Origin of the sequence: Aquabacter sp., from assembly GCF_965279295.1 — a bacterium.
Taxonomy (GTDB): domain Bacteria; phylum Pseudomonadota; class Alphaproteobacteria; order Rhizobiales; family Xanthobacteraceae; genus Aquabacter.
In genome coordinates this window covers 85647-105154 of record NZ_CBDIHQ010000008.1, presented here as the reverse complement: position 1 = coordinate 105154, position 19508 = coordinate 85647, and the positions used below count along the sequence as shown (strand labels likewise).

The following is a 19508-nucleotide window of genomic DNA, read 5'->3' as shown; positions in this document are numbered from 1 at the left end:
GGATGCCTTTGCGCTAATAGATGACGTGCTCGTCCATCAGGGCGGATCGCTCCGCGGCGCCGATGCCGAGCAGGTCGCCGAACACATAGTCTTCGTCCTCCCCGAGGCGCGGCGTGCCGCGATCAAGCCCGGTGGTGGACTTGGAGAAACGCACCGGCACCGAGAGAGCGGCGCGGGTATTGTCATCCACGTCCTTCACACCCACGACCATTCCGCGCTCCCGCAGATGCGGATCGTCGACGATGTCCTGGATGGTGCAGGAGAGATGCGCGGCGACGCCCGCCGCCTGCAAGGCAACGGCTGCGGCACCGGCCTCCTGCCCCAGGGTCCAGGCTTCAACCTCGCCATCCAACGCGGCACGGTTGGCATGGCGTGCTGCCTCGGTGCGGAACCGACCATCATCGAGCAGGTCGGTCCGGCCGATCACCCGCGCGAAACTCCGCCATGCCTCTTCGGTGTCGACCGCGATGGTCAGCCATCGATCGGCATGGCGGGTGCGATAGACGCCGTGGGGCGCCATGCGCAGATGGTCGTTGCCGATGCGGGTGGCTTCTCCTCCGGCTGCGGCCAGCAGCAGGGCCTCCCCCGCAAGGGACGAGGCCACTTCGCGGGCGCTGACGTCCACATGGGAGCCTTCGCCGGTCTGCCGCAGGCGATAGACGGCGGCGAGCGTCGCCATGGCCGCATTCATGCCGACGCTATGATCCATGACATGGCGCATTTCCACCGGCGGCCCGTCGGCATATCCGGTGAGATAACCAAGCGCGCCCCAGGCCCCGAACAGCGGGGCGTATCCGGCGAAATGGGAATCCGGCCCGGACTGACCGGAGGAGGAGACCGACACCATCACAAGGTTCGGCTTGAGCGCGGAGAGCACCGTGTAGCCGAGCCCCAGCCGCTCCATCACACCGGGGCGGAAGCTCTCGCAGGCGACGTCGCTGGCGCTGACCAGACGCTTGGCCAGCGCGATCCCCTTCGGCTCCTTCAGGTTGATCCGCACCGAAAGCTTGTTCGAGGCGACCTGATCGAAACTCGCCGGTCCCATCCGCCCATAGACCGGGTGCGGCTTGCGAAAGATATCCGGCCGCAGGCTGCTTTCGATCTTGATGCACTCGGCCCCAAGCTGGGACAGCATATGGGTGCAGAACGGCCCGGCCGCGTGCACGGTGAAGTCGGCGATCCGTAATCCTGCCAGAGGTTTCATCGGGCATCCGCCTGTGCCAAGAGCCGGCGCGCTTGCCGCCGGGCGAGACTATCCTGGTGCTCGCCGAGGCTCGGCGCACCCCCGCGCAAGGTCAGCGGCGCCCCCGATATGTGAAACGGTGCCACCAAGGTTGCGCAAGGGCCGAAGCCCGGTGCTTCGACGCTCTGGAACAGCCCCCGCGCCTTCTCATGCGTGCCGTGCAGCACATCCGAGGGGCTGCCGTATTTCGCCATGGGTACGCCGAGGCGTTGCGCGCGCGCCACGAGATCCGCCGTGTGCTGGGTCCTGGCCCAGGCGCGAACGGCGGCGTTGATCTCATCGCCACGGCGGCTGCGCTCGAGCGGATCGCGCAGCGCGGGCGCGAGCGCCCAGGCGGGTTCGCCCATGAGTTCGACAAGACCGGTCCACTGCCGCTCCTCAAGAGTGAGCAGTTCCACATAGCCGTCGGCGCATTCGAGCACGCCGCCATATTTGAACGAGCGCGTCAGGCGGTGTTCCAGCGACCCGTCGCCAAGGCGCTGCACGGCGAACGCACCCACCGCCAGCGTCGCGTCCTGGATCGACACGTCCACGTCCTGGCCGCCCCTGACCGTGTCCCGGCAGAGAATGGCGGCCAGTGCCCCCAGCGCGGCAACGATGCCGCCCTGCATTTCCGCGAAATAGCCGTGAATCTTGAGCGGCGGGCGGTCCGGAAACATCTCGGCGGACAGGCCGTTGGGCAAAAGAAACCCCTCGCCTGCGGCGTGGATGAGGTTGATGTCCTCGCCCCTCCAGCCCGATTTCGGGCCGGTCGCGCCAAACGGCAGGACGGAGACAGAGACCAGGGCGGCATGCCGCTGGCGCAAGGTCTCCGCGTCCAGCCCCAGCGTCTGCCGCTCGGCCTCCGCCAGGTCGCAGACGAACACGTCCGCATCCCCCAGCAGCCGGGCAAGGCTCTCTCTCCCGGCTGCAGTTTCGATGTCGCAGACCACGCTCTGCTTGCCTGCCGCGAGATAGGCAAACACGGCGCTGGTGGCGGCCGCCCCCGGAAGGAACGGCGGCTCGCGACGCAAGGGACTGCCCGAAGGCGGTTCCACGAGAATTGTGTCCGCGCCGAGGGTTGCGAGGAGACGGCCCGCATAGGCCGCCGCCGCGCCGCTCGACAATTCGACAACACGCAGACCTGCCAAAGGCGGTCCCGCGACGTTCGCAAGCATCGGAAGCTTCCTCAGCGGACGACTGGCAGGTCAAGATCGAGTTGCGCGCCGTCGAAGAACACTTTGTTCTGCACATTGCGGGAGGGCAGGATCACGGTGGCGAGGCCGGGCGTGGTGACCTCTCCGCGCTGGTTCTCCCGGAGATTTCGATGTCGACGAGGGCGAAGCCGTCCTTGATGTACTTGCGGGCGACGCGGCCCTTGCACCAGGTGGAATCGCCCATGGTGTTGAAGCGGCGCATCTCGGTGCGGACCCGCTTGAGGAAGGCGGAATCGCCCATCCAATTGGTGACGAGGCTCGCCATCCAGGCCGAACGCTGCGGGCCGTAATCATAGGTGCCGGGGACGCCGACTTCCTTCGCCACGGATTCCCGGTGATGGCCGATGCCGGTATATTCGATGCCGCCGCCGGCTTCCGGATTGCGGAAGAAGTGTCCGGGATGCTTGACGGCGGCCTTCAGCACGATGCCGTGCGTGTGGCCACGGCCGCAGCCGACCAGGAAGCCCATCGTATCCATGAGGGAGAGCGGGCCGCGCACGATCGGCGGCAGAATCTCGCCTTCCTTCACGTCTTCCCAATAGCGCACCGCGTTGCCACGAATCCGCTCCTCCTCCTTGAGGATGGCATCGTCGATCGCCGCGAATTCATCGTCGGTATATTCGTGGGTGGTGATGTCCTTGTACTTGCCGGCATCGCGCGCCGCCTTGCGCTCATGACGCGTGCAGGTGCCGAGCGCGCGGGCGACGAGTTCACCGCGCTGGTTGCTGTAGGTGGCTTCCACATACTGAAGCACGAGGCGGCCGGAAAACTTGCTCTCCTTGGCTTCAACGCCAACCACGCGCTCGATGGCGGTGATCCGGTCGCCGGGGCGGATATGGCGGAACAGCTCCCAGTCGTTGCCGGCATAGAAGCCGTGGACGCCGGGCAGGCCCCAGCGGGTGCGGCCCACCCAGCCGAACGCCATGGGGAACATGGGGTGCGCGACCACCGTGCCGCACCGACTCTGGCGACCGTGCTCGGCGTCGCGATAGAGCGGGTTCAGGTCGCCGATGCCATTGCAGAAGTTGCGAATGGTGTCTTCGGTCGAATCCTGAAGGTAGGGACCCTCGGGGCGAAGCTGCAGCCCGATCATCTCGCGGGCTTCGGCGATGGCCTGATCGGTAATAAGGCCCTCGGCCGGGGCGTGGCCGACGTCGTGTTCCATAACCGCAGTCATTGGTGTCTCCAGGTTCCGTCTTCACATTTCAAATCGGGGGAAGGCGCGTGCTCGCTTGCACGCGCCGCTGGAGCGCGGGGAGCGCTCCCGGATCTCTCTCAATTATATCATATAGTGCATAATGCATTCTTTGAATGAAGGTGACTTTTCCCTGGTGTCCATCATTTTGCTTCAACAGGACGCCCGGCCTTTAAAGCCAACTGAATTGAGAGATTAAACCGTTCAAACCGCGCCTTCAGCTGGGAATGGCCGGTGAAAACCCGGCAAGGCGCTCCCCCCGAGCCCTTCGTCATCAACATCGATGCATAATGCACAATGTGAATTTACTGTCAAACCTCCGGGAAGCGATGGCGCGTGATCGCACGTCGATCAGATGCGATAATGGCGGCGATCAGTTCTTGTGATTTCCGCGCCCTTCCCTCGCGCGCTAACGGTTCTGGGCGCGCGGCTGTAACGTCGCCGGCCGAACAACAAAGCCATTCGAGGAGAGGACCCATGAGCGACATCCAGAAGGTCACGGTCAATGGGGCCGAACTCGCGGTGCGGATCGATGGCGAAGCGGGCAAGCCCTGGCTGATCCTCTCCAACTCTCTCGCCTGCACGCTTGAAAGCTGGCGCCATCAGATCCCGGTGTTCACGCAGACCCATCGCGTGCTGCGTTACGACACCCGCGGCCATGGCCGCTCCTCGGCACCCGTGGGCCCCTACAGCATGGCGATCTTCGTCGCCGATCTCGTCGGGCTGATGGACCATTTCGGTATCGAAAAGGCGGATATCGCCGGCCTCTCGCTGGGCGGCATGACCGGCCTCGGGGTCGCCATCACCCACCCGGACCGCATCAACCGCCTCGTATGTTCGGCGGCGCGCTCGGATGCGATCCCGCCCTTCATCGATAGCTGGAACACCCGCATCGCCGCGATCCGTGCCGCCGGCGGCATGCACGGCATCACCGACTTCACGCTGGAACGCTGGTTCACCCCGGAATTCCGCGCCGCCCACCCCGACGTCATGGAAGAAGCGCGCGAGATGATCCTGGCCTGCGATACCGAGGGCTACATTGCCTGCGCCGAGGGCCTGAAGGGGCTCGACTACAAGCGCAGCCTCGGCACCATCGCCGCCCCGGTGCTCTATGTGGCCGGCTCCGCAGACGGCGGCGCACCCCCGGCGGCGATGAAGGAAATGGCCGCGATGACACCAGGCGCGGACTATGTCGAGATCACCCCGGCAGCTCATATTATCCCGATGGAAAACGCAGACGGCTACAACGCGGCCGTGGGGGGATGGCTCACCGCCTGAGGATGCCACCACGCCATTACCCCGGATAATGCGTGGCATCAGGAACAATCATTTTTCCGCATGGGGTGCCGGGCCTATGGTCCGCCCCGAGATGCCGCAAAAAATGCCCAAATGGGCGATGCCTTTCAGGGAGCCGTAAATGAAGCTCGGGTTCTTCACCATGCCGATCCATCCGCTGGAGAAGGATTGGCGCAAGTCTCTCGCCGAGGATCGCGACGCCTTCATCCTGGCCGATGAGCTTGGCTTCACCGAAGCCTATTGCGGCGAGCATGTCACCGACAAGGCGGAGAACATCACCTCCTGCGCCATGTTCCTGGCCTGGATCGCTTCCCACACCAAGAACATCCGCCTCGGCACCGGCACCATCAATCTGCCCAACAGCCATCCGGCTGCGGTGGCGGCCGAAATGGCCATGCTCGACCACATGCTCGACGGGCGCTTCAACTTCGGCATCAGCCCTGGCGGCCTTCTGTCGGACGCGGAGATTTTCGGCAATCTTGATGCCGATCGGAACGCCATGTTCGTCGAGGGAATCAATTCCGTCCTCGCGATCTGGGCGGGCGAAGCGCCCTACAATATCGACGGTAAATATTGGAAGATCACCACGGAGCGCCAGCTCATGGCCGACATCGGCCAGGGCATCGTGGCAAAGCCGCTCCAACTGCCCCACCCGCCCATCGTCGTCACCGTGGTAGCGCCCTTTTCCAAGGGCGTGACGGAAGCCGCCGCGCGCGGCTGGCTGCCGATCTCCGCCAACTTCCTGCTGCCCAAATGGGTCGCCACCCACTGGCCCAAATATGCCGAGGGCCGCGAGCGGATCGGCGCTGTGGCAGACCCGGACGATTGGCGCGTGGCCAAGAGCGTGTTCGTCGCCGACGACCTTGAGACGGCGCGCGAATACGCGACCGGCCCGGACAGCCCGTATCGTTTCTATTACAACCAGCTTCTCACCAAGATGAAGATCAACAAGCGGGCCGAGCTGTTCAAGTCCGACCCCAAGATGACCGACGACGAGCTGACCATCGAGCGCGTCCTGGACGATCTGGTGATCTGGGGCACGCCGGACAAGGTGGCGGACGACCTGCAGAAATTCCAGGAGACCACCGGCAAATTCGGCACTCTCCTGTATGCCGGCAAGGACTGGGCGGACCCGGATCTGGCACGTCGCTCCATGGTCCTTCTCGCTGAAAAGGTCGCCCACAAAATCTGAACCGACGCACGAAGGAAAGGCGCGGCCTGTGTCCACGGGCCGCGCCCGTGCGCGGTTGACGTGATGCCCCGCTTGGCCTCGAACATGAGAGGCTTTCTGATCCGGCAAATTGCGCCGGAGCGCCGGATTTCGGCGCTGTGAAACGGGGACAGGATGGGCGCGTGCGCAGCATAGGCCACCGTTTCGCGCCATCCCCTCGGAGCCAGCCCCCGGCTCCTCCTCTCCGGCCATTTCGGCTGGGTGGGGTTGCATCGTAATGCGCCTCAGCCCGACCTTTCTGCTGGCCCTGGCGGGCGGCGTGGCAGTCGCCAACCTCTATTATGCCCAGCCGCTGCTTGGCCCGATCAGCGTGGCGCTCGGCATCTCCCCCGCCGCCGCCGGCCTTGCCATGACGGTCACGCAGGCCGGCTACGGCCTCGGCATGCTGTTGGTGGTGCCGCTGGGCGATCGGTTCGAGAATCGCCTGCTGATCGTCAGCGCCCTGTCGATCACGGCGCTCTCCTTGATCTGCGCCGGGCTGGCACAGAACGCAGCCACCTTCCTCGCGGCGGCGCTGGTCACCGGGCTTTCGGCGTCGGTGGCGCAAGTGATCGTGCCCTTCGCCTCCCATCTCGCGATACCAGAGGAGCGCGGGCGAGCCGTCGGCAACGTGCTCTCCGGCCTGTTGCTGGGCATGATGACGGCGCGCCCCCTCTCCAGCCTGGTGGCGGACGCCTTTGGCTGGCGCGCCATCTTCCTGCTCTCCGCCGTCCTTGTCGCCGGGGTTGCGCTGTTCCTCTCGCGCCAGGTGCCGAAGCGCCAGCCCCCGCCGGGTTTCCGCTATCGCGGATTGCTGCGCTCCATGGGCGAACTGTTCCGGTCTCACCCTGTGCTGCGGCGCCGGGCGGGCGTGCAATTCTTCCTGTTCGGCGCCTTTACCCTGTTCTGGACCGCCATCCCCCTTTTGCTCACAGGGCCGGCCTACGGCATGAGCCAGCGCGCCGTGGCGCTGTTCGCGCTGATCGGCGTCACCGGCGCGGCCGCGGCGCCCCTGGTGGGCTGGGCGGCGGACCGGGGATGGAGCAAGGTTGGGGCGGTGATGGCGCTTGGCGTCTCGGCGGCGGCGTTCGCCATGTGTTTCCTGGGCGATAAGGGCACACCATTGGCCCTGGGCCTGCTCGTGCTCGCTGGGGTTCTGCTCGACTGCGGCGTGGCCGCCAGCCTGGTCATCAGCCAGCGTGCGGTGTTCTCCCTGGGGAGCGAAGCCCGCAGCCGTCTCAATGGCCTGTTCTATACGATCTTCTATTCCGGCGGGGCGGTGGGCTCGGGCATCGGCGCCTGGGCCTTTGTCGTGGGCGGCTGGGCACTGGTCTGCAGCATCGGGCTCGGCATGACTTTGATTGCGGTGGCGTTCCACATCGTCGACGAGCGCGCCTCCACCTGACCCCATCAGTTTTGCGAATGGGCTTTAGAAGAGGTGATAATTTGTCCCCGCCTTCCGCCGCACGCAAAGTGCCGCCGCGACGCTGACCAACCGGACCGCCGGGCAGCGCAATCCGCGCGCGGACGACACGTCCGCCGCCACAGGTAGGCAGGGACGGACACATGCTGAAGGTTGGACTGATCGGACTGGGCTGGTGGGGCGGCACGATCCTGCGGGTGCTGCCCGGCAGCACCGATATCAAGATCGTTGCGGCAACCGATCTCGACCCATCTAAGGCGGGGCTTGCCACGGACCGGGGCGCGCGCTTCCTCCCCACTTTCGAGGCGGTGCTGGACGATCCCGAAGTCGAAGGCGTGATCCTCTGCACGCCCCAGGACTTCCACGCCGACCAGATCCTGGCGGCGGCACAGCGCGGCAAGCATGTGTTCTGCGAGAAGCCGCTCTGCCTGACCCGCGCGGACGCCGAAAAATCCGTCGCCGCATGCCGCGACGCCAAGGTCGTGCTGGGCGTCGGCCACGAGCGGCGCTTCGAGCCGCCGATCGTCGAGATGATGAAGCGCATCAAGGCGGGAGAACTCGGCACCATCGTCCAGGTGGAGGCCAATTTCAGCCAGGACAAGTTCCTACCCCTGCCGAAGGGCAACTGGCGCATCAGCGCGTCCAATCCCGTCGGCCCCGTGACCGCCACCGGCATCCATCTCATTGACCTGTCCACCGCCATCCTCGGCCCGTGCGCGCGGGTGCTGTCCTCGCTGCGCACCCTCGCCACCGAGTGGGAGAACGGCGACACGCTGGCGATGACGCTGGACTTCAAGAACGGCTCCGCCGCGCTTCTCTCGGCCATCCTGACCACGCCGTTCGACGGGCGCATCGCGGTCTACGGCTCCAAGGGCTGGGCCGAGGTGCGCGACAAGGCGCATCCGGAGAATTCGGAAGGCTGGACCGCCACCTATGTGATCCGCGACAAGCCGCGCGAAGACCTGGAATATCCCGCGATCCCCGCGGTGCGGCTCAACCTCGAAGCCTTCGCTCGCGCGGCCAAGGGCGGGGAGGCCTACCCGATTTCGACCGACCAGATGATCGACACGGTGGCGGCGCTTGAGGCGGTGTTCGCATCGGCGCTGACGAACGAGATCGCCATCGCCCCCTGAGGCGGCAGGCCGGCGCGCCATTGCGCGCCGCGCCGTTGCCACGTAAAGCCGCTGGGAACCGAGACGGGACCTGCGGCGTGGCTGAAAGCTTGCGAGAGATCCGCCTGTTCGTGGCGGCTTATGAGGAACGCTCCTTCACGGCGGCGGCGCACCGCGAGCACGGCACCCAGTCGGGCGTCTCGCAGCACATCCGCAAGATGGAGGAACGCTTCGGCGTGCGCCTGTTCTCGCGCGAGAAGGGCCGCGTGACGCCGACGCCGGCGGGCGATGCCTATTACAGCCGCTGCGTGGAGATGCTGCGCCTGCATGAGGCGACCAACCAGTCCATGATGCTGTTCGGCCACGGCGTCTCCGGCGATATCGCGGTCGGGCTGATGCCCACCATGACGCGGGTGACGCTGGCCCCTGCCATGCGGCGCTTCATCAAGGACTACCCGAACGTCTCGATCCGGGTGATGGAGGCGTTCAGCCCCACGCTCACCAACAGCGTGCTGAACGGGGAACTGGACTTCGCCATCGTGCCGTCCATTCCGGGCCGGCCGGGGCTGAAGACCCAGCACTTCCTCACCACCCATGAGACGCTGGTCAGCCGGCTGGTGCCGGAGTGGCACCTGACGCCGGTGCGCATGCGCACGCTCGGGCCGATGAAGCTGGTGCTGCCGTCCATCGCCAACACCCGGCGCTCGCTGATCGAGACCTATCTCGCCTCCAACGGCGTCCAGATCGAGCGCATGCTGGAGATGGATTCCATGATGGGCACGCTGGATTTCATCGCCACGTCGGACTGGCGCACCGTGGTGCCGGCGATCATGCTGGCGGCGGATATCGACCGGCTGCCGCTCTCGGTGCAGCCCATCGTCGACCCGGTGGCGCCGCTGAACCTGGTGCTGATCGAGCCGTCCCGCCACGTCATCTCACCCCCCGCCGCCGCTTTTCTGGAGCTGCTGCGGGAGGAGGCGGAGCGCCTGAACCAGTTCTGGGAAGGCTATTTTTGAGGTCTTGGATTACTCCCCGATCCGGCAGAATTTTCCGCGGTGATAGACCAGCGGAGCGTGCCCGCGATCCTGCAACGCCACAACTTCGCCGAGATAGATCTCGTGGTCGCCGCCGGGGTGGCGGGCATACACGCGGCATTCGAGATGCGCCGCCGTATCGGCAAGAACGGGAGAGCCGGTGATGCCTGCCTCGAATGCCACATCGGCGAACTTGTTGTCGGAGGGCGTCGCAAAGCGCCGGCCCAGCGCCTCCTGATGCTCGCCCAATATGTTGATGACGAAGCTTTTCGCCGCCCGGAATGCCACGAGACTGGGCGCTTTGAGCGCGAGGCTCCAGAGCACCAGCGGCGGATCGAGCGAGACCGAGTTGAACGAATTGATGGTCAACCCCACCGGACGACCGCCCTCGCCGAGCGTGGTGACAACCACCACGCCTGTCGTGAATGAGCCCAGCACGTCGCGCAGATGGCGCGGCAGGATCGGGCTCAGCGTCTCAATATCGGGCGGGGGATGGCTCACGCGGAAATCCTCGAACGGCCTTGATCCCCGGAACATGGGGAGGCCGCCGCATAAACTCAAATTATGATGCCTAATCGCACCGATCATCCCCACTAATTGCTCCCGGCGACGGGCGCCTGCCGCGCCACGCCGCCAAAGGCGTCCAGCAGCCGGTCGCGCCAGTCGCATACGACATCATCGCTCTCCAGCAACACCAAGGGACTGACGCAGCGCGCCCACATCAGCATGCCGAACACGCAGTAATCAGCATAAGCCGGCGTCGCGCCGCAGATGAATGGCTGGTGCTGAAGCATCTGGCGCAGCGGCGTGAAGGCGGCTCGCACGTCCGCAACGCGCTGAGCCTGGTCCGCCCCCACGTCCTCTAGCGCCATCCCAAAACGCTTTTCGCGGGTCGCGCGGAAATAGGCCTTGTCCTTCTCGTGAACCCGATTGTGGATGTCGAGGACGATCGCCTTCGCGATCGCCGGCATCAGGCCGACGTCGGCCCAGGTGTTCACGAACCGCGCCGTGTGCCGGCCCATATCACCGCCGAACAGGGAGGGACGATCCGGGTAGCGGTCCTCCAGATATTCGGCGATGCGCCAGGAATCGGCGACCACCTCACCCTGGTCAATCATGACCGGAACCAGGCCCTGACCTGAGAAGGCGATCTCCTCCTTCTCGGTGAAGCGCCAGGGAATCCCTTCGGTATCCAGCCCCTTGTGCGCCAGCGCCATCCGCGCCTTCCAGCAATGCGGGCTGAACCGTAGGTCAGGGTCGGCGCCGGCGAGTTCATAGAGGCGGATCGGGGCGAGTTCGCTCATGATCGTTCCTTCAGCCCAGGGTCGGAAGCTTGGCGGTCTGCCCGAACAGCAAAGCGCGCGAGGCCTCGGTCACATTGGGCCCTGTGTTGATGGAATCGGAGATTTCATAGGCCTTCTTGACCGCAGGCCGCGCGCCTACGGTCTCATACCAGCGCTTCACGGCAGGGAAATCGTTGAGATCCTGGTCGTGCCGCTCATGCCGGAAGATCCAGGGATAGATGGCGATATCGGCGATGGAATAGTCGCCGCCGACATATTCAACCGTGGCAAGACGCCGGTCGAGCACGCCGTAGAGCCGGTTGCATTCATTGCGGTAGCGGTCCGAGGGATAGGCCAGCCGCTCGGGGGCATATTGCAGGAAGTGATGCGCCTGCCCGGCCATGGGCCCGAGCCCGGCCATCTGCCAATAAAGCCACTGAAGGACCTCGTAGCGCGGGCGCGCCGCCTTCGGCAGGAGCTTGCCGGTCTTGTCGGCAAGATATTCCAGCACCGCGCCGGATTCGAACACGCCGATCGGCTCGCCGCCATCTTCCGGCGCATGATCGATCATGGCGGGGATGCGGTTGTTGGGGCTGATCTTGAGGAAGTCCGGCTTGAACTGCTCGCCCTTGGAGGTGTTCACCGTGGTGATCTTGTAGGGAAGGCCCAACTCCTCGACCCCGATCAGCACCTTCTGACCGTTCGGGGTGGTCCAGTACAAAAGCTCGATCATCACAGCCTCCCGGTGCGCCCCGCTTGTCTCTCTGGACACTGGCAACGCACGTTGTATCCTTGACAAGGATGTCAAATTTGACAGGTGTGTCAAGCATCGACTGTTGCCATTTTGAAGGTGCGCCAGACATGGCCGGGGTCCGACGGTTCGACGAAGAGAAAGTGCTGGACAAGGCCGAGGCGATGTTCCGCCAGAAGGGCTTTGAAGCTACCTCCATGCTTGACCTGGCAGGCGCCACGGGGGTCCAGCGCGGCAGCCTCTACAATGCTTATGGCGACAAGGAAGAGTTGTTCGTGCGCGCGTTCGGGCGCTATGCCCGGCGCTTCCTCACGGCGGCCACGCAGACGCTCGAGATCGCGGACGTGCGCGCCGCGCTTCTCGCGTTTTTCGAGACCGCGATCACCAATATGGCCGAGGGATCGCCCTCGGGCGGCTGCCTCACCACCAAGACAGCCAACGAAGGCGAGATGACCGGCACGCGCATCCGCGCAGAAGTGCGCGGGCTTCTGGAGGGGTTGGACGCCCTGCTTATCACCGCGCTGTCGCGGGCCGAGGCGTCCGGGCATCTGGCCCTGCCCGCCGCGCAGGCGAGCCGCCTGGTGGTCACGTTCACCCGTGGCCTCGCCGTGATGGAGCGGGTCTATGGCGATGCGGATGCGTTGCGGGAAACCTCCCGCGCGCTCGTCGATCTTCTGTTTCCCCCCCGTTCACCCGCCTGAGGGCAACAACCTGATTTCAAGCAGAAGCGCGCCTGAGCGCCAGGGAGGTTCCATTGCGTACTCAACTCGTCACCATCCCCACCCCGACCACGCCCCTGGATGGCGCCTATCACGAGCCGGACAGCGGCCCGGTGCGCGGCGGCGTATTGCTGTTCCATGGCAACACCATGAATTTCTACACCGGCGCCTTGCGCTTCCTGCCGCCGGTCCTGACCGCCATGGGTTATGCCTGCCTCGCCTTCAACCGGCGCGGCCACGACATCCTGTCGATCCGCAATAGCCGGGCGAGCGAGGGCGGCGCGTTCCAGACCACCGCAGAAGCCATTGAGGACAATGCACTCGCCGCCGCATGGATGGCCGAGCGCGGCTTTCCCGCGCCCGTCGTGATGGGGCATTCCAACGGCGGCTTCCTCGCCGTGAAGCACGTCCTTGACCGCCCGCAGACGCCGGCGCTGGTCCTGCTGTCGGCCCACCGGGGCGGTTCGGGTCAAGCGGTGCTGGACAGCCAGAAGACCGCCGGCCACCTCGCCATGGAACGCAGCGCCGAGGTGCTGGAGGAGGCGAAGGCCCTGGTCGCGGCAGGCAAGGGCGACCAGCTCCTGCTGGTGCCCGGCTGGTGGTATGTCATTTCCGCCGCGAGCTATGCCGACCGCATGACGAGCATGCATGCCATCCTCGACCTCGCGCCGCAGATCAAGGTGCCGACGCTGTTCATTCGCGGCGACGATGAATCCCCCGTGGCATATCCCGCCGAGGTCTATGCGCAGACCGCCGGCGGGCCGGCGGAGGCGCAGGTTCTCCCTGGCTGCGACCATTTCTACAACGGCGTCGAAGACCTGGTGTGCGACCGCGTCAGCGAATGGCTGAAGCGCACGCTGGGATGAGGCGAACGCGCATCGGATGCAGGAGCCGAAACCCGGCTCCTGCTGGAGGGCCAACCCTGCCAAACTGACGCGGCTGGAAAGGATGGCGGGCAACCGCCCGACATGTCAGAGACGTACCTTAAGAGACTTACATTTCGCGCTTAATCATTGCCGGCGCAGCGCTCGCCGGTCGGAGGCAGGCATGATTCCGGGCTTCGGCGCGCGGCGCCAATTCTCCGACCTCTCCGAAAAGGAGATTCTCGCGCTCGCCATCTCTTCCGAGGAAGACGACAGCCGCATCTACGCCGATTATGCGGAGACCGTGCGCGCGGAATATCCTGGCACCGCCCATGTCTTTGAAGGCATGTCCGCCGAAGAAAACCAGCATCGCCAGATCCTGATCGCCGATTTTCGCCGACGCTTCGGAGAGCACATTCCACTGATCCGGCGCGAGCATGTCTCGGGCTATTACGCCCGCCGCCCGGTCTGGCTGGTGAAGAACCTCGGCATCGACCGCATCCGCCAGGAAATTGAGCGGATGGAGGCGGAGGCGGCGAATTTCTATCGCCAGGCCCTCAACAAGGCGGGCGATGCCGGCACCCGCAAGATGCTCGGAGACCTTGCCGCCCAGGAGCAGCAGCACCTCGCCACCGCCGAGGCGCTGGAGGAAGCCAACCTTCCCAGCGACGTGAAGGGCGCCGAGGACGAAAAGGCCAAGCGCCAGTTCGTGCTCACCTGGGTGCAGCCGGGCCTCGCCGGGTTGATGGACGGCTCCGTCTCCACACTCGCGCCGATTTTCGCCACCGCCTTCGCGACGCAGGATTCCCGCACCACTTTGCTGGTGGGGCTTGCCGCCTCCGTGGGCGCCGGCATCTCCATGGGCTTCACCGAGGCGGCGCACGACGACGGCGTCATCTCCGGGCGCGGCTCGCCCATCAAGCGCGGCTTCGCCTCAGGCATCATGACCGCCGTGGGCGGCCTCGGCCACGCCCTGCCCTATTTGATCCCGCATTTCTGGACCGCCACCGCCCTCGCCGGCCTCGTGGTGTTCGTCGAATTGTGGGCCATCGCCTGGATCCAGAACCGCTACATGGAGACGCCGTTCCTGCGGGCCGCCTTCCAGGTGGTTCTCGGCGGCGCGCTGGTGCTGGCGGCCGGCATATTGATCGGCTCAAGTTGAGAACTTGAGGCCCCGGACGCGCGGGGGAGCGCCCGGGGCCTCGCCCGGTTCGGCCCCAGCGAGGACCGGCCCTGGGCATCGGGAGCATGGCGATCCCTAGGTCGCCATGCCGGTTCGAAGGGTCAGATGTGGATGTCGACCTGCGACAGGTTGATCTGTCCGGCTCCCGTGAAGCCGAAGCTGATCTCGGCATCCGCGCCGATCGCCCCGTTCCAGGCGGCGTTGCGGATCACATAGCCATCCGCGTCGTGGGAGACGATCTCGGCGTTCCAGATGCTCGTGATCTGGTAGGGCATGTCGATCTCCAACTGCCAGCCGCTGGTGGCGGCCCCCTCATTGTGAATGGAGACAGAGGCGTTGAAGCCGCTGTTCCAGGAATCCACCACCGCGAGCAGAGCCTCCAGGTCTCCCGATCCCGTGTGCCCGCCGCCGGTCCCGGTGCCGGGAGTGGTCGGGATGCCCGCGTTATCGTCGTTGACGATGGTGCCGGTCGCGGTTCCGACCCCGATGACGGCGCCATGGGCATCGGTGAGCATGACCGCGAAATGCTCGTTCGCCTCGTGCAGGGTATCGGCGGTGATCGGCACCTGAATGGTCTTCGACTGCTCACCGGCGGCAAAGGTCAGCGTGCCGGTCACGGCGGTGAAGTCGGACGTATCCGCCTCGCCGGCCATGGTGTGATAGCCCACTATCACCGCCTCGGTGGCCGGCGCCGAGAGCGTCACGACGAAGGACGCATAGGCGTGGTCGCCCTCTCCCGCCCCGGTCCCGCCTGGCACGTCGGTGTCGAAGTTGAACTGGATCTGCTCGAGATAGGCGAGCTTGTTGGTGTTCACGCTCTGCCAGTCGTCCTTCAGGATGCCGCCGGTGTCGCCGGAGTTCGGGTTCCAGGACCAATAGGTCCAGGACATGCCCTGGTCGCCTGCGGGGATGTCGATGGTCCCGTTATTGTCGAAGTCGCCGGCCATGTAGGAGGTGATGGCCTCCAGCCAGGGCGCATCTTTCGGATCCACCAGCTTGGTGCCGAACTCGCCGATGTACACCGGCGCGATGCCTTCCTTGTAGATATAGCCCCACATCTCGTCGAACTTCTCCGGCAGATGCGCGGCGAAGTCGGAGGACTGGAACCAAGGCTGGTTGTAAACCGAGTTCGGATAGTCGTGGGCCGAGTAGATCAGCTTGTTCGCGACATCGAGTTCGATCGGCCGGTCGCGCACGCCCTCCAGATTTCCGCCCCACCAGTAATTGTCCCCGTCATAGGACCCGACGCCCTCGACGAAGATCAGCCAGTTGGTGTTGACGTCGCCGATGGCATCGCCTGCGCGCTCGGCGGCAGCCGCCCAATCGTTCGCGCCGCCCCCGCCCCAGGTGCCGTTATAGGGCTCGTTGTGCAGGTCAGCGCCGATCACGGCGGTGTCGTCGGCATAACGCTGCGCCAGCATCTGCCAGTCAGCGATCCAGCTCGCCTCGGAATGGCTGCTGTCATACCACAGGCCATTGGGCGAGGTACCAGCCCCGGCATCGCTGCGGTGATGATCAAGGATGATCTTGAGGCCGATCTGGTCGGCATAATCGACGATCTTGTCCATCACCTGAAGCGGGGTAAGCCCCACCAGATCAGGGTTCTTGGAATAGTCGATGCCCTTCGCGATGGCAGTAGAATGCAGCATGTCGGATGAGAACGGCAGGCGGATGGTGTTGAACCCAAGGTCCTCCATCTGCTGCATCATGTCCTTGTAGCCACGGGTCCACAGGCCGTTCGGAGAACTGTTGTCGCCCTCGAAGCCGAACCAGTTCACCCCGGCGATCTGCACCGTATTGCCGGCGGCATCGACGATCTGGTTGCCCTGCGTCGAGAGCCAGCCGGACGCCGCGCCCCCCGAACCCGGATTGCCCTCGCTCACCGATACATCGGCGATGGAAACCGTCGGCAATGCCGGCTGCGGGCCGGATGTGTCGTCGTTCTGGATCGTGCCGGTGGCGGTGCCGCGCGCCAGGGTGGCACCGCTTGCGCCGGACAGCACGAGCGAGAACGTCTCGTTCGCCTCGACCGCCGCGTCGCCGGTCACATGGATCTCCACCACCTTGGTGGTCTCGCCGGGTGCGAAGGTGAGGGTGCCGGACGCCGCATCGTAATCGCTGCCGGCCAGGGCGATCCCGTTCGCGGTGGCGTAATTCACCGTCACCGCCGTCGCCGAGGCGGCGGAGAGCGTCACGGTGAAGGCGCCATGTCCGTGGCTCCCAGCCCCGCCTTCGGCAAAGGCGATGTCGGCCACCGAAAGCGTAGGCAATGGCGCCGTATCGTCATTGGTGATGGTGCCGGTTGCGGCGGCCTTGGCTATGGTGGCGCCGGAGACGTTGGCGAGATTGACGGTGAAGGTCTCGTTGGCCTCAACAGCCGTGTCGCCTTTCACCGCCACCTGGATGGTCTTGGAGGTCTCCCCGGCTGCAAACGTCACCGTTCCCGTGGCGGCGGTGTAATCGGACCCCGCAGTGGCGGTGCCGTTAGCGGTGGAATAGCCGACCGAAACCGGGCCGGTCGCCGCCTTGTCCAGCGTCACCGTGAAGGTGAGATTGGCGGCCCCGGAACTGCCTTCCGCCATCGCGACATCGCCGATGGAAACGGCGGGTGGGACCGGAACGGGAGTGCCGCCGCCGGTGGCCGCGCCGTTGAGGGTGAAGCCGGTGGCGGTCGTGCCCTCGCTGCCGGGGCTCGCCTGGAAGCCGAAGGCGGTTTCCTTATTGGCGCCAACCGCGCCGTTATAGGACTGGTTGCGGATCACATAATGGTTGCCGACGTGGCTGACGATCTGCGCGTTCCAGATATTGGTGATGTTGAACGTTGCGTCGAACTCGACGGTCCAGCCGTTCAGCGCGTTCGCTCCGGCCTCGACGCTCATGCTCGCGGTGAAGCCGGAGCCCCAATTGCTGGTCACGGCATAATCCACCGCCCTCCCGCCGGTCGGCACGCTTGCCACATCGTCATTGGTAATGGTGCCGGTGGCGGCGGCGCGGGCGATGGTGGCGCCGGACGCATTGGTGAGGTTCACCAGTAGCGTCTCGTTCGCTTCAACAGCGGTGTCGCCGGCAACCGCCACGGTCACGACCTTGGAGGTCTCTCCGGCCGCAAACGTCAGCGTGCCGGCTCGGGCGGTATAATCCGAGCCTGACGTCGCCGTGCCATTGGCGGTGCCGTACTGCACGCTCACCGGGCCGGTCGCCGCCTTGTCCAGTGTCACCGTGAAGGTGAGATCGGCTGTGCCGGAATTGCCCTCGGTCACGGTCGCGTCGGCAATGGAAAGCTTCGGCAGGACCACTGCCACGTCATCGTTCAGGATCGTGCCGGTGGCAGAGCCATCCGCAATGGTCGCGCCCGCCGGGCTGGACAAGGTGACGGTGAAGGTCTCGTTGGCCTCCACATTGGTATCGCCCAAGATGTCCACATGGACCATCTGTGATGTGACGCCGGACGCGAACGTCACCGTGCCCGCGCCCGCGACATAGTCCGAACCGGCGACCGCCGTGCCGTTGGCGGTGGTGTAGGCGACCGTCACGGGTCCGGTGGACGCCTTGTCCAGCGTCACCGTGAACATGAAATGCATGTGCTCGCCATTGCCCTCGGCCACGCTGAGATCGCCGATGGAAATCGCCGGCAGCGCACCGGGAGCCGCATCCACATCGTCGTTGACGATGGTGCCGACCGCCGATCCGTCCATGATGGTCGCGCCGCTTGCGGCGGAGAGATGCAGGCTGAACTGCTCGTTCAACTCCACCATCGTATCCCCGGCCACGTTTACATGGATCATCTTGGAGGTTTCACCCGCCGCGAAGGTCAGCGTGCCGACGGTGGACGTATAGTCCTGCCCGGCGGTGGCGGTGCCGTTGAGGGTGGAATAGCTGACACTCACCGGGCTCGCCGAGGCCTGTGACAGGGCCACGGTGAACATCATCTGGGTGGTGCCGGAATGGCCCTCCACCACAGTGCCGTCACTGACGGACAAGGTCGGCAAGGCGGCCGGCGCAACGGCGTTATTGATGAGCCCCTGCCATTCGGTGCGGGCCGTGGTGTCGAGCGCGACGATGTTGTTGAGGTCGAGCGCATAGAGCGAGACGCCCGAGAGCGTATAGGTCTGGTGGTTACCGTCGATGGAAATGACAGTCGAGCCATTTACTTCCTTGACGGAAAATTCGTGGGCCTTGAACCAGCCGAAATCGAGCTTGTCCTTGGCCGGATCGAACAGGATCACGGTATCGCTGCCGTAATGCCAGTCGATGACGGTGGTGGTGCCCACCTGACCGCTCGGCGGCGCGCCGCCGCCTGATGCTGTCGGCCAGGCATTGGTGCCGGCGATGGGCACGCCCTGGGGCAGGATCTGCGAATCCGGCACCGAGCTGAAGCCGAGCTGAAGCGCCACGCGGTCCTCCCGCGCCTGGGCGAAATGGAATTCGAAATTCTCCGCCGTCAGTTGGCTCGTCGTAACCCCCAACAAAATCAGCGCATGTCCGGTACCGGAATTGGAGATGATCACGCCATCCGGGCTATTGGTCATGTAGACCTGCTCGCGGGTGCCGAAATAGCGGAAGTCCACGACATCGGTGGCGGGGTCGAATGCGACCCGGTCGATCTGGCCGACTTCGTGGGAGCGGGCGTAGACCGTATGGGCTTCCGCCGTGATGCCGTGTTCCCAGGCCAGCGCGCCGGAGAGGTCCTGGCGCAAATGGTCGTTGATGACCGGCATGAAGCTGTCGATGGTCAGCTGGGCGAGGGAAACCCCTATGACGATGACGCTTTCGCCGGACCAGGGGTTCAGGAAGCCGACGCCTTGGGGGGTGTCGATAACGATGCAATTGTGGACCGTCACATCGCCCAGATCGAGCTTGTCCTTGGCCGGATCAAAGCCGACGATGTCGGCGCCGGTGGTCGATATCTGGAAGATTCGACCGTTCGTCGTGTTGATGTCAGCCATGATCTACGCTCCATGACGGCGCCGGACGCGCCTCGTTGATTAAGAGATGTCATG

15 protein-coding genes are annotated in these 19508 nt (G+C 65.2%); 8 read left to right on the top strand and 7 right to left on the bottom strand.

The window, feature by feature from the left end; translation table 11 throughout:
• Window positions 1–13: 13 nt before the first annotated feature.
• The 3 genes from ADADO0_RS02995 to ADADO0_RS02985 all read right to left on the bottom strand — a co-directional run bounded on the left by ADADO0_RS02995 (window position 14) and on the right by ADADO0_RS02985 (window position 3616).
• A complete protein-coding gene (locus ADADO0_RS02995; protein WP_511303605.1) occupies window positions 14–1204 on the bottom strand; it encodes a CaiB/BaiF CoA transferase family protein in 1191 nt (396 codons plus the stop codon).
• Window positions 1201–2400 (bottom strand): CoA transferase, encoded by a 1200-nt coding sequence (locus tag ADADO0_RS02990; RefSeq protein WP_511303604.1) that lies wholly within the window; start codon window positions 2398–2400, stop codon window positions 1201–1203. The genes ADADO0_RS02995 and ADADO0_RS02990 overlap by 4 nt, the downstream gene beginning before the upstream one ends.
• Before the next feature lie 91 nt (window positions 2401–2491).
• On the bottom strand, window positions 2492–3616 hold the full coding sequence (locus ADADO0_RS02985) for an FAS1-like dehydratase domain-containing protein (protein ID WP_511303603.1): 1125 nt from the start codon (window positions 3614–3616) through the stop codon (window positions 2492–2494).
• Window positions 3617–4111: 495 nt separating this feature from the next.
• On the opposite strand from ADADO0_RS02985, the gene ADADO0_RS02980 reads away from it, so the two are divergent.
• The 5 genes from ADADO0_RS02980 (at window position 4112) to ADADO0_RS02960 (ending at window position 9691) form a co-directional block, all read left to right on the top strand.
• The gene (locus ADADO0_RS02980; protein WP_511303602.1) at window positions 4112–4912 is read left to right on the top strand and encodes an alpha/beta fold hydrolase; all 801 of its coding nucleotides are present in this window, start codon (window positions 4112–4114) and stop codon (window positions 4910–4912) included.
• Between the two features lie 139 nt (window positions 4913–5051).
• Complete coding sequence (locus ADADO0_RS02975) at window positions 5052–6122, top strand: LLM class flavin-dependent oxidoreductase (RefSeq protein WP_511303601.1); 1071 nt, start codon at window positions 5052–5054, stop codon at window positions 6120–6122.
• Window positions 6123–6378: 256 nt separating this feature from the next.
• Window positions 6379–7545 (top strand): MFS transporter, encoded by a 1167-nt coding sequence (locus ADADO0_RS02970; protein ID WP_511303600.1) that lies wholly within the window; start codon window positions 6379–6381, stop codon window positions 7543–7545.
• A gap of 161 nt (window positions 7546–7706) precedes the next feature.
• Window positions 7707–8696: a Gfo/Idh/MocA family protein gene (locus ADADO0_RS02965; RefSeq protein WP_511303599.1), complete on the top strand. Its 990-nt coding sequence runs from the start codon at window positions 7707–7709 to the stop codon at window positions 8694–8696.
• Between the two features lie 77 nt (window positions 8697–8773).
• Entirely contained in the window at window positions 8774–9691 is a 918-nt protein-coding gene (locus ADADO0_RS02960) for a LysR family transcriptional regulator (protein ID WP_511303598.1), read from the top strand.
• A gap of 9 nt (window positions 9692–9700) precedes the next feature.
• On the opposite strand, the gene ADADO0_RS02955 is transcribed toward ADADO0_RS02960, so the two are convergent.
• From ADADO0_RS02955 to ADADO0_RS02945, 3 genes are all read right to left on the bottom strand, one after another.
• A complete protein-coding gene (locus tag ADADO0_RS02955; protein WP_511303597.1) occupies window positions 9701–10210 on the bottom strand; it encodes a flavin reductase family protein in 510 nt (169 codons plus the stop codon).
• Window positions 10211–10302: 92 nt separating this feature from the next.
• A complete protein-coding gene (locus tag ADADO0_RS02950; protein WP_511303596.1) occupies window positions 10303–11013 on the bottom strand; it encodes a glutathione S-transferase family protein in 711 nt (236 codons plus the stop codon).
• Window positions 11014–11023: 10 nt separating this feature from the next.
• A complete protein-coding gene (locus ADADO0_RS02945; RefSeq protein WP_511303595.1) occupies window positions 11024–11725 on the bottom strand; it encodes a glutathione binding-like protein in 702 nt (233 codons plus the stop codon).
• Window positions 11726–11853: 128 nt separating this feature from the next.
• On the opposite strand from ADADO0_RS02945, the gene ADADO0_RS02940 reads away from it, so the two are divergent.
• From ADADO0_RS02940 to mbfA, 3 genes are all read left to right on the top strand, one after another.
• Window positions 11854–12444, top strand: coding sequence for a TetR/AcrR family transcriptional regulator (locus ADADO0_RS02940; protein WP_511303594.1), 591 nt, complete (start codon window positions 11854–11856; stop codon window positions 12442–12444).
• A gap of 53 nt (window positions 12445–12497) precedes the next feature.
• Complete coding sequence (locus tag ADADO0_RS02935; protein WP_511303593.1) at window positions 12498–13328, top strand: alpha/beta hydrolase; 831 nt, start codon at window positions 12498–12500, stop codon at window positions 13326–13328.
• A gap of 181 nt (window positions 13329–13509) precedes the next feature.
• Complete coding sequence (mbfA, locus tag ADADO0_RS02930; protein ID WP_511303592.1) at window positions 13510–14487, top strand: iron exporter MbfA; 978 nt, start codon at window positions 13510–13512, stop codon at window positions 14485–14487.
• 122 nt (window positions 14488–14609) lie between these two features.
• Here mbfA and ADADO0_RS02925 read toward each other — a convergent pair whose 3' ends face one another.
• Window positions 14610–19454, bottom strand: coding sequence for a Calx-beta domain-containing protein (locus tag ADADO0_RS02925; protein WP_511303591.1), 4845 nt, complete (start codon window positions 19452–19454; stop codon window positions 14610–14612).
• Window positions 19455–19508: the final 54 nt, after the last annotated feature.

Excerpts from the sequence above, each read along its gene's own strand:
- ADADO0_RS02950 (WP_511303596.1), bottom strand. The coding sequence starts at position 11,013 with ATGAGCGAACTCGCCCCGATCCGCCTCTATGAACTCGCCGGCGCCGAC.
- ADADO0_RS02995 (WP_511303605.1), bottom strand. The coding sequence starts at position 1,204 with ATGAAACCTCTGGCAGGATTACGGATCGCCGACTTCACCGTGCACGCG.
- ADADO0_RS02970 (WP_511303600.1), top strand. The coding sequence starts at position 6,379 with ATGCGCCTCAGCCCGACCTTTCTGCTGGCCCTGGCGGGCGGCGTGGCA.
- ADADO0_RS02940 (WP_511303594.1), top strand. The coding sequence starts at position 11,854 with ATGGCCGGGGTCCGACGGTTCGACGAAGAGAAAGTGCTGGACAAGGCC.
- ADADO0_RS02945 (WP_511303595.1), bottom strand. The coding sequence starts at position 11,725 with ATGATCGAGCTTTTGTACTGGACCACCCCGAACGGTCAGAAGGTGCTG.
- ADADO0_RS02980 (WP_511303602.1), top strand. The coding sequence starts at position 4,112 with ATGAGCGACATCCAGAAGGTCACGGTCAATGGGGCCGAACTCGCGGTG.
- ADADO0_RS02965 (WP_511303599.1), top strand. The coding sequence starts at position 7,707 with ATGCTGAAGGTTGGACTGATCGGACTGGGCTGGTGGGGCGGCACGATC.
- ADADO0_RS02985 (WP_511303603.1), bottom strand. The coding sequence starts at position 3,616 with ATGACTGCGGTTATGGAACACGACGTCGGCCACGCCCCGGCCGAGGGC.
- mbfA (WP_511303592.1), top strand. The coding sequence starts at position 13,510 with ATGATTCCGGGCTTCGGCGCGCGGCGCCAATTCTCCGACCTCTCCGAA.
- ADADO0_RS02925 (WP_511303591.1), bottom strand. The coding sequence starts at position 19,454 with ATGGCTGACATCAACACGACGAACGGTCGAATCTTCCAGATATCGACC.
- ADADO0_RS02990 (WP_511303604.1), bottom strand. The coding sequence starts at position 2,400 with ATGCTTGCGAACGTCGCGGGACCGCCTTTGGCAGGTCTGCGTGTTGTC.
- ADADO0_RS02975 (WP_511303601.1), top strand. The coding sequence starts at position 5,052 with ATGAAGCTCGGGTTCTTCACCATGCCGATCCATCCGCTGGAGAAGGAT.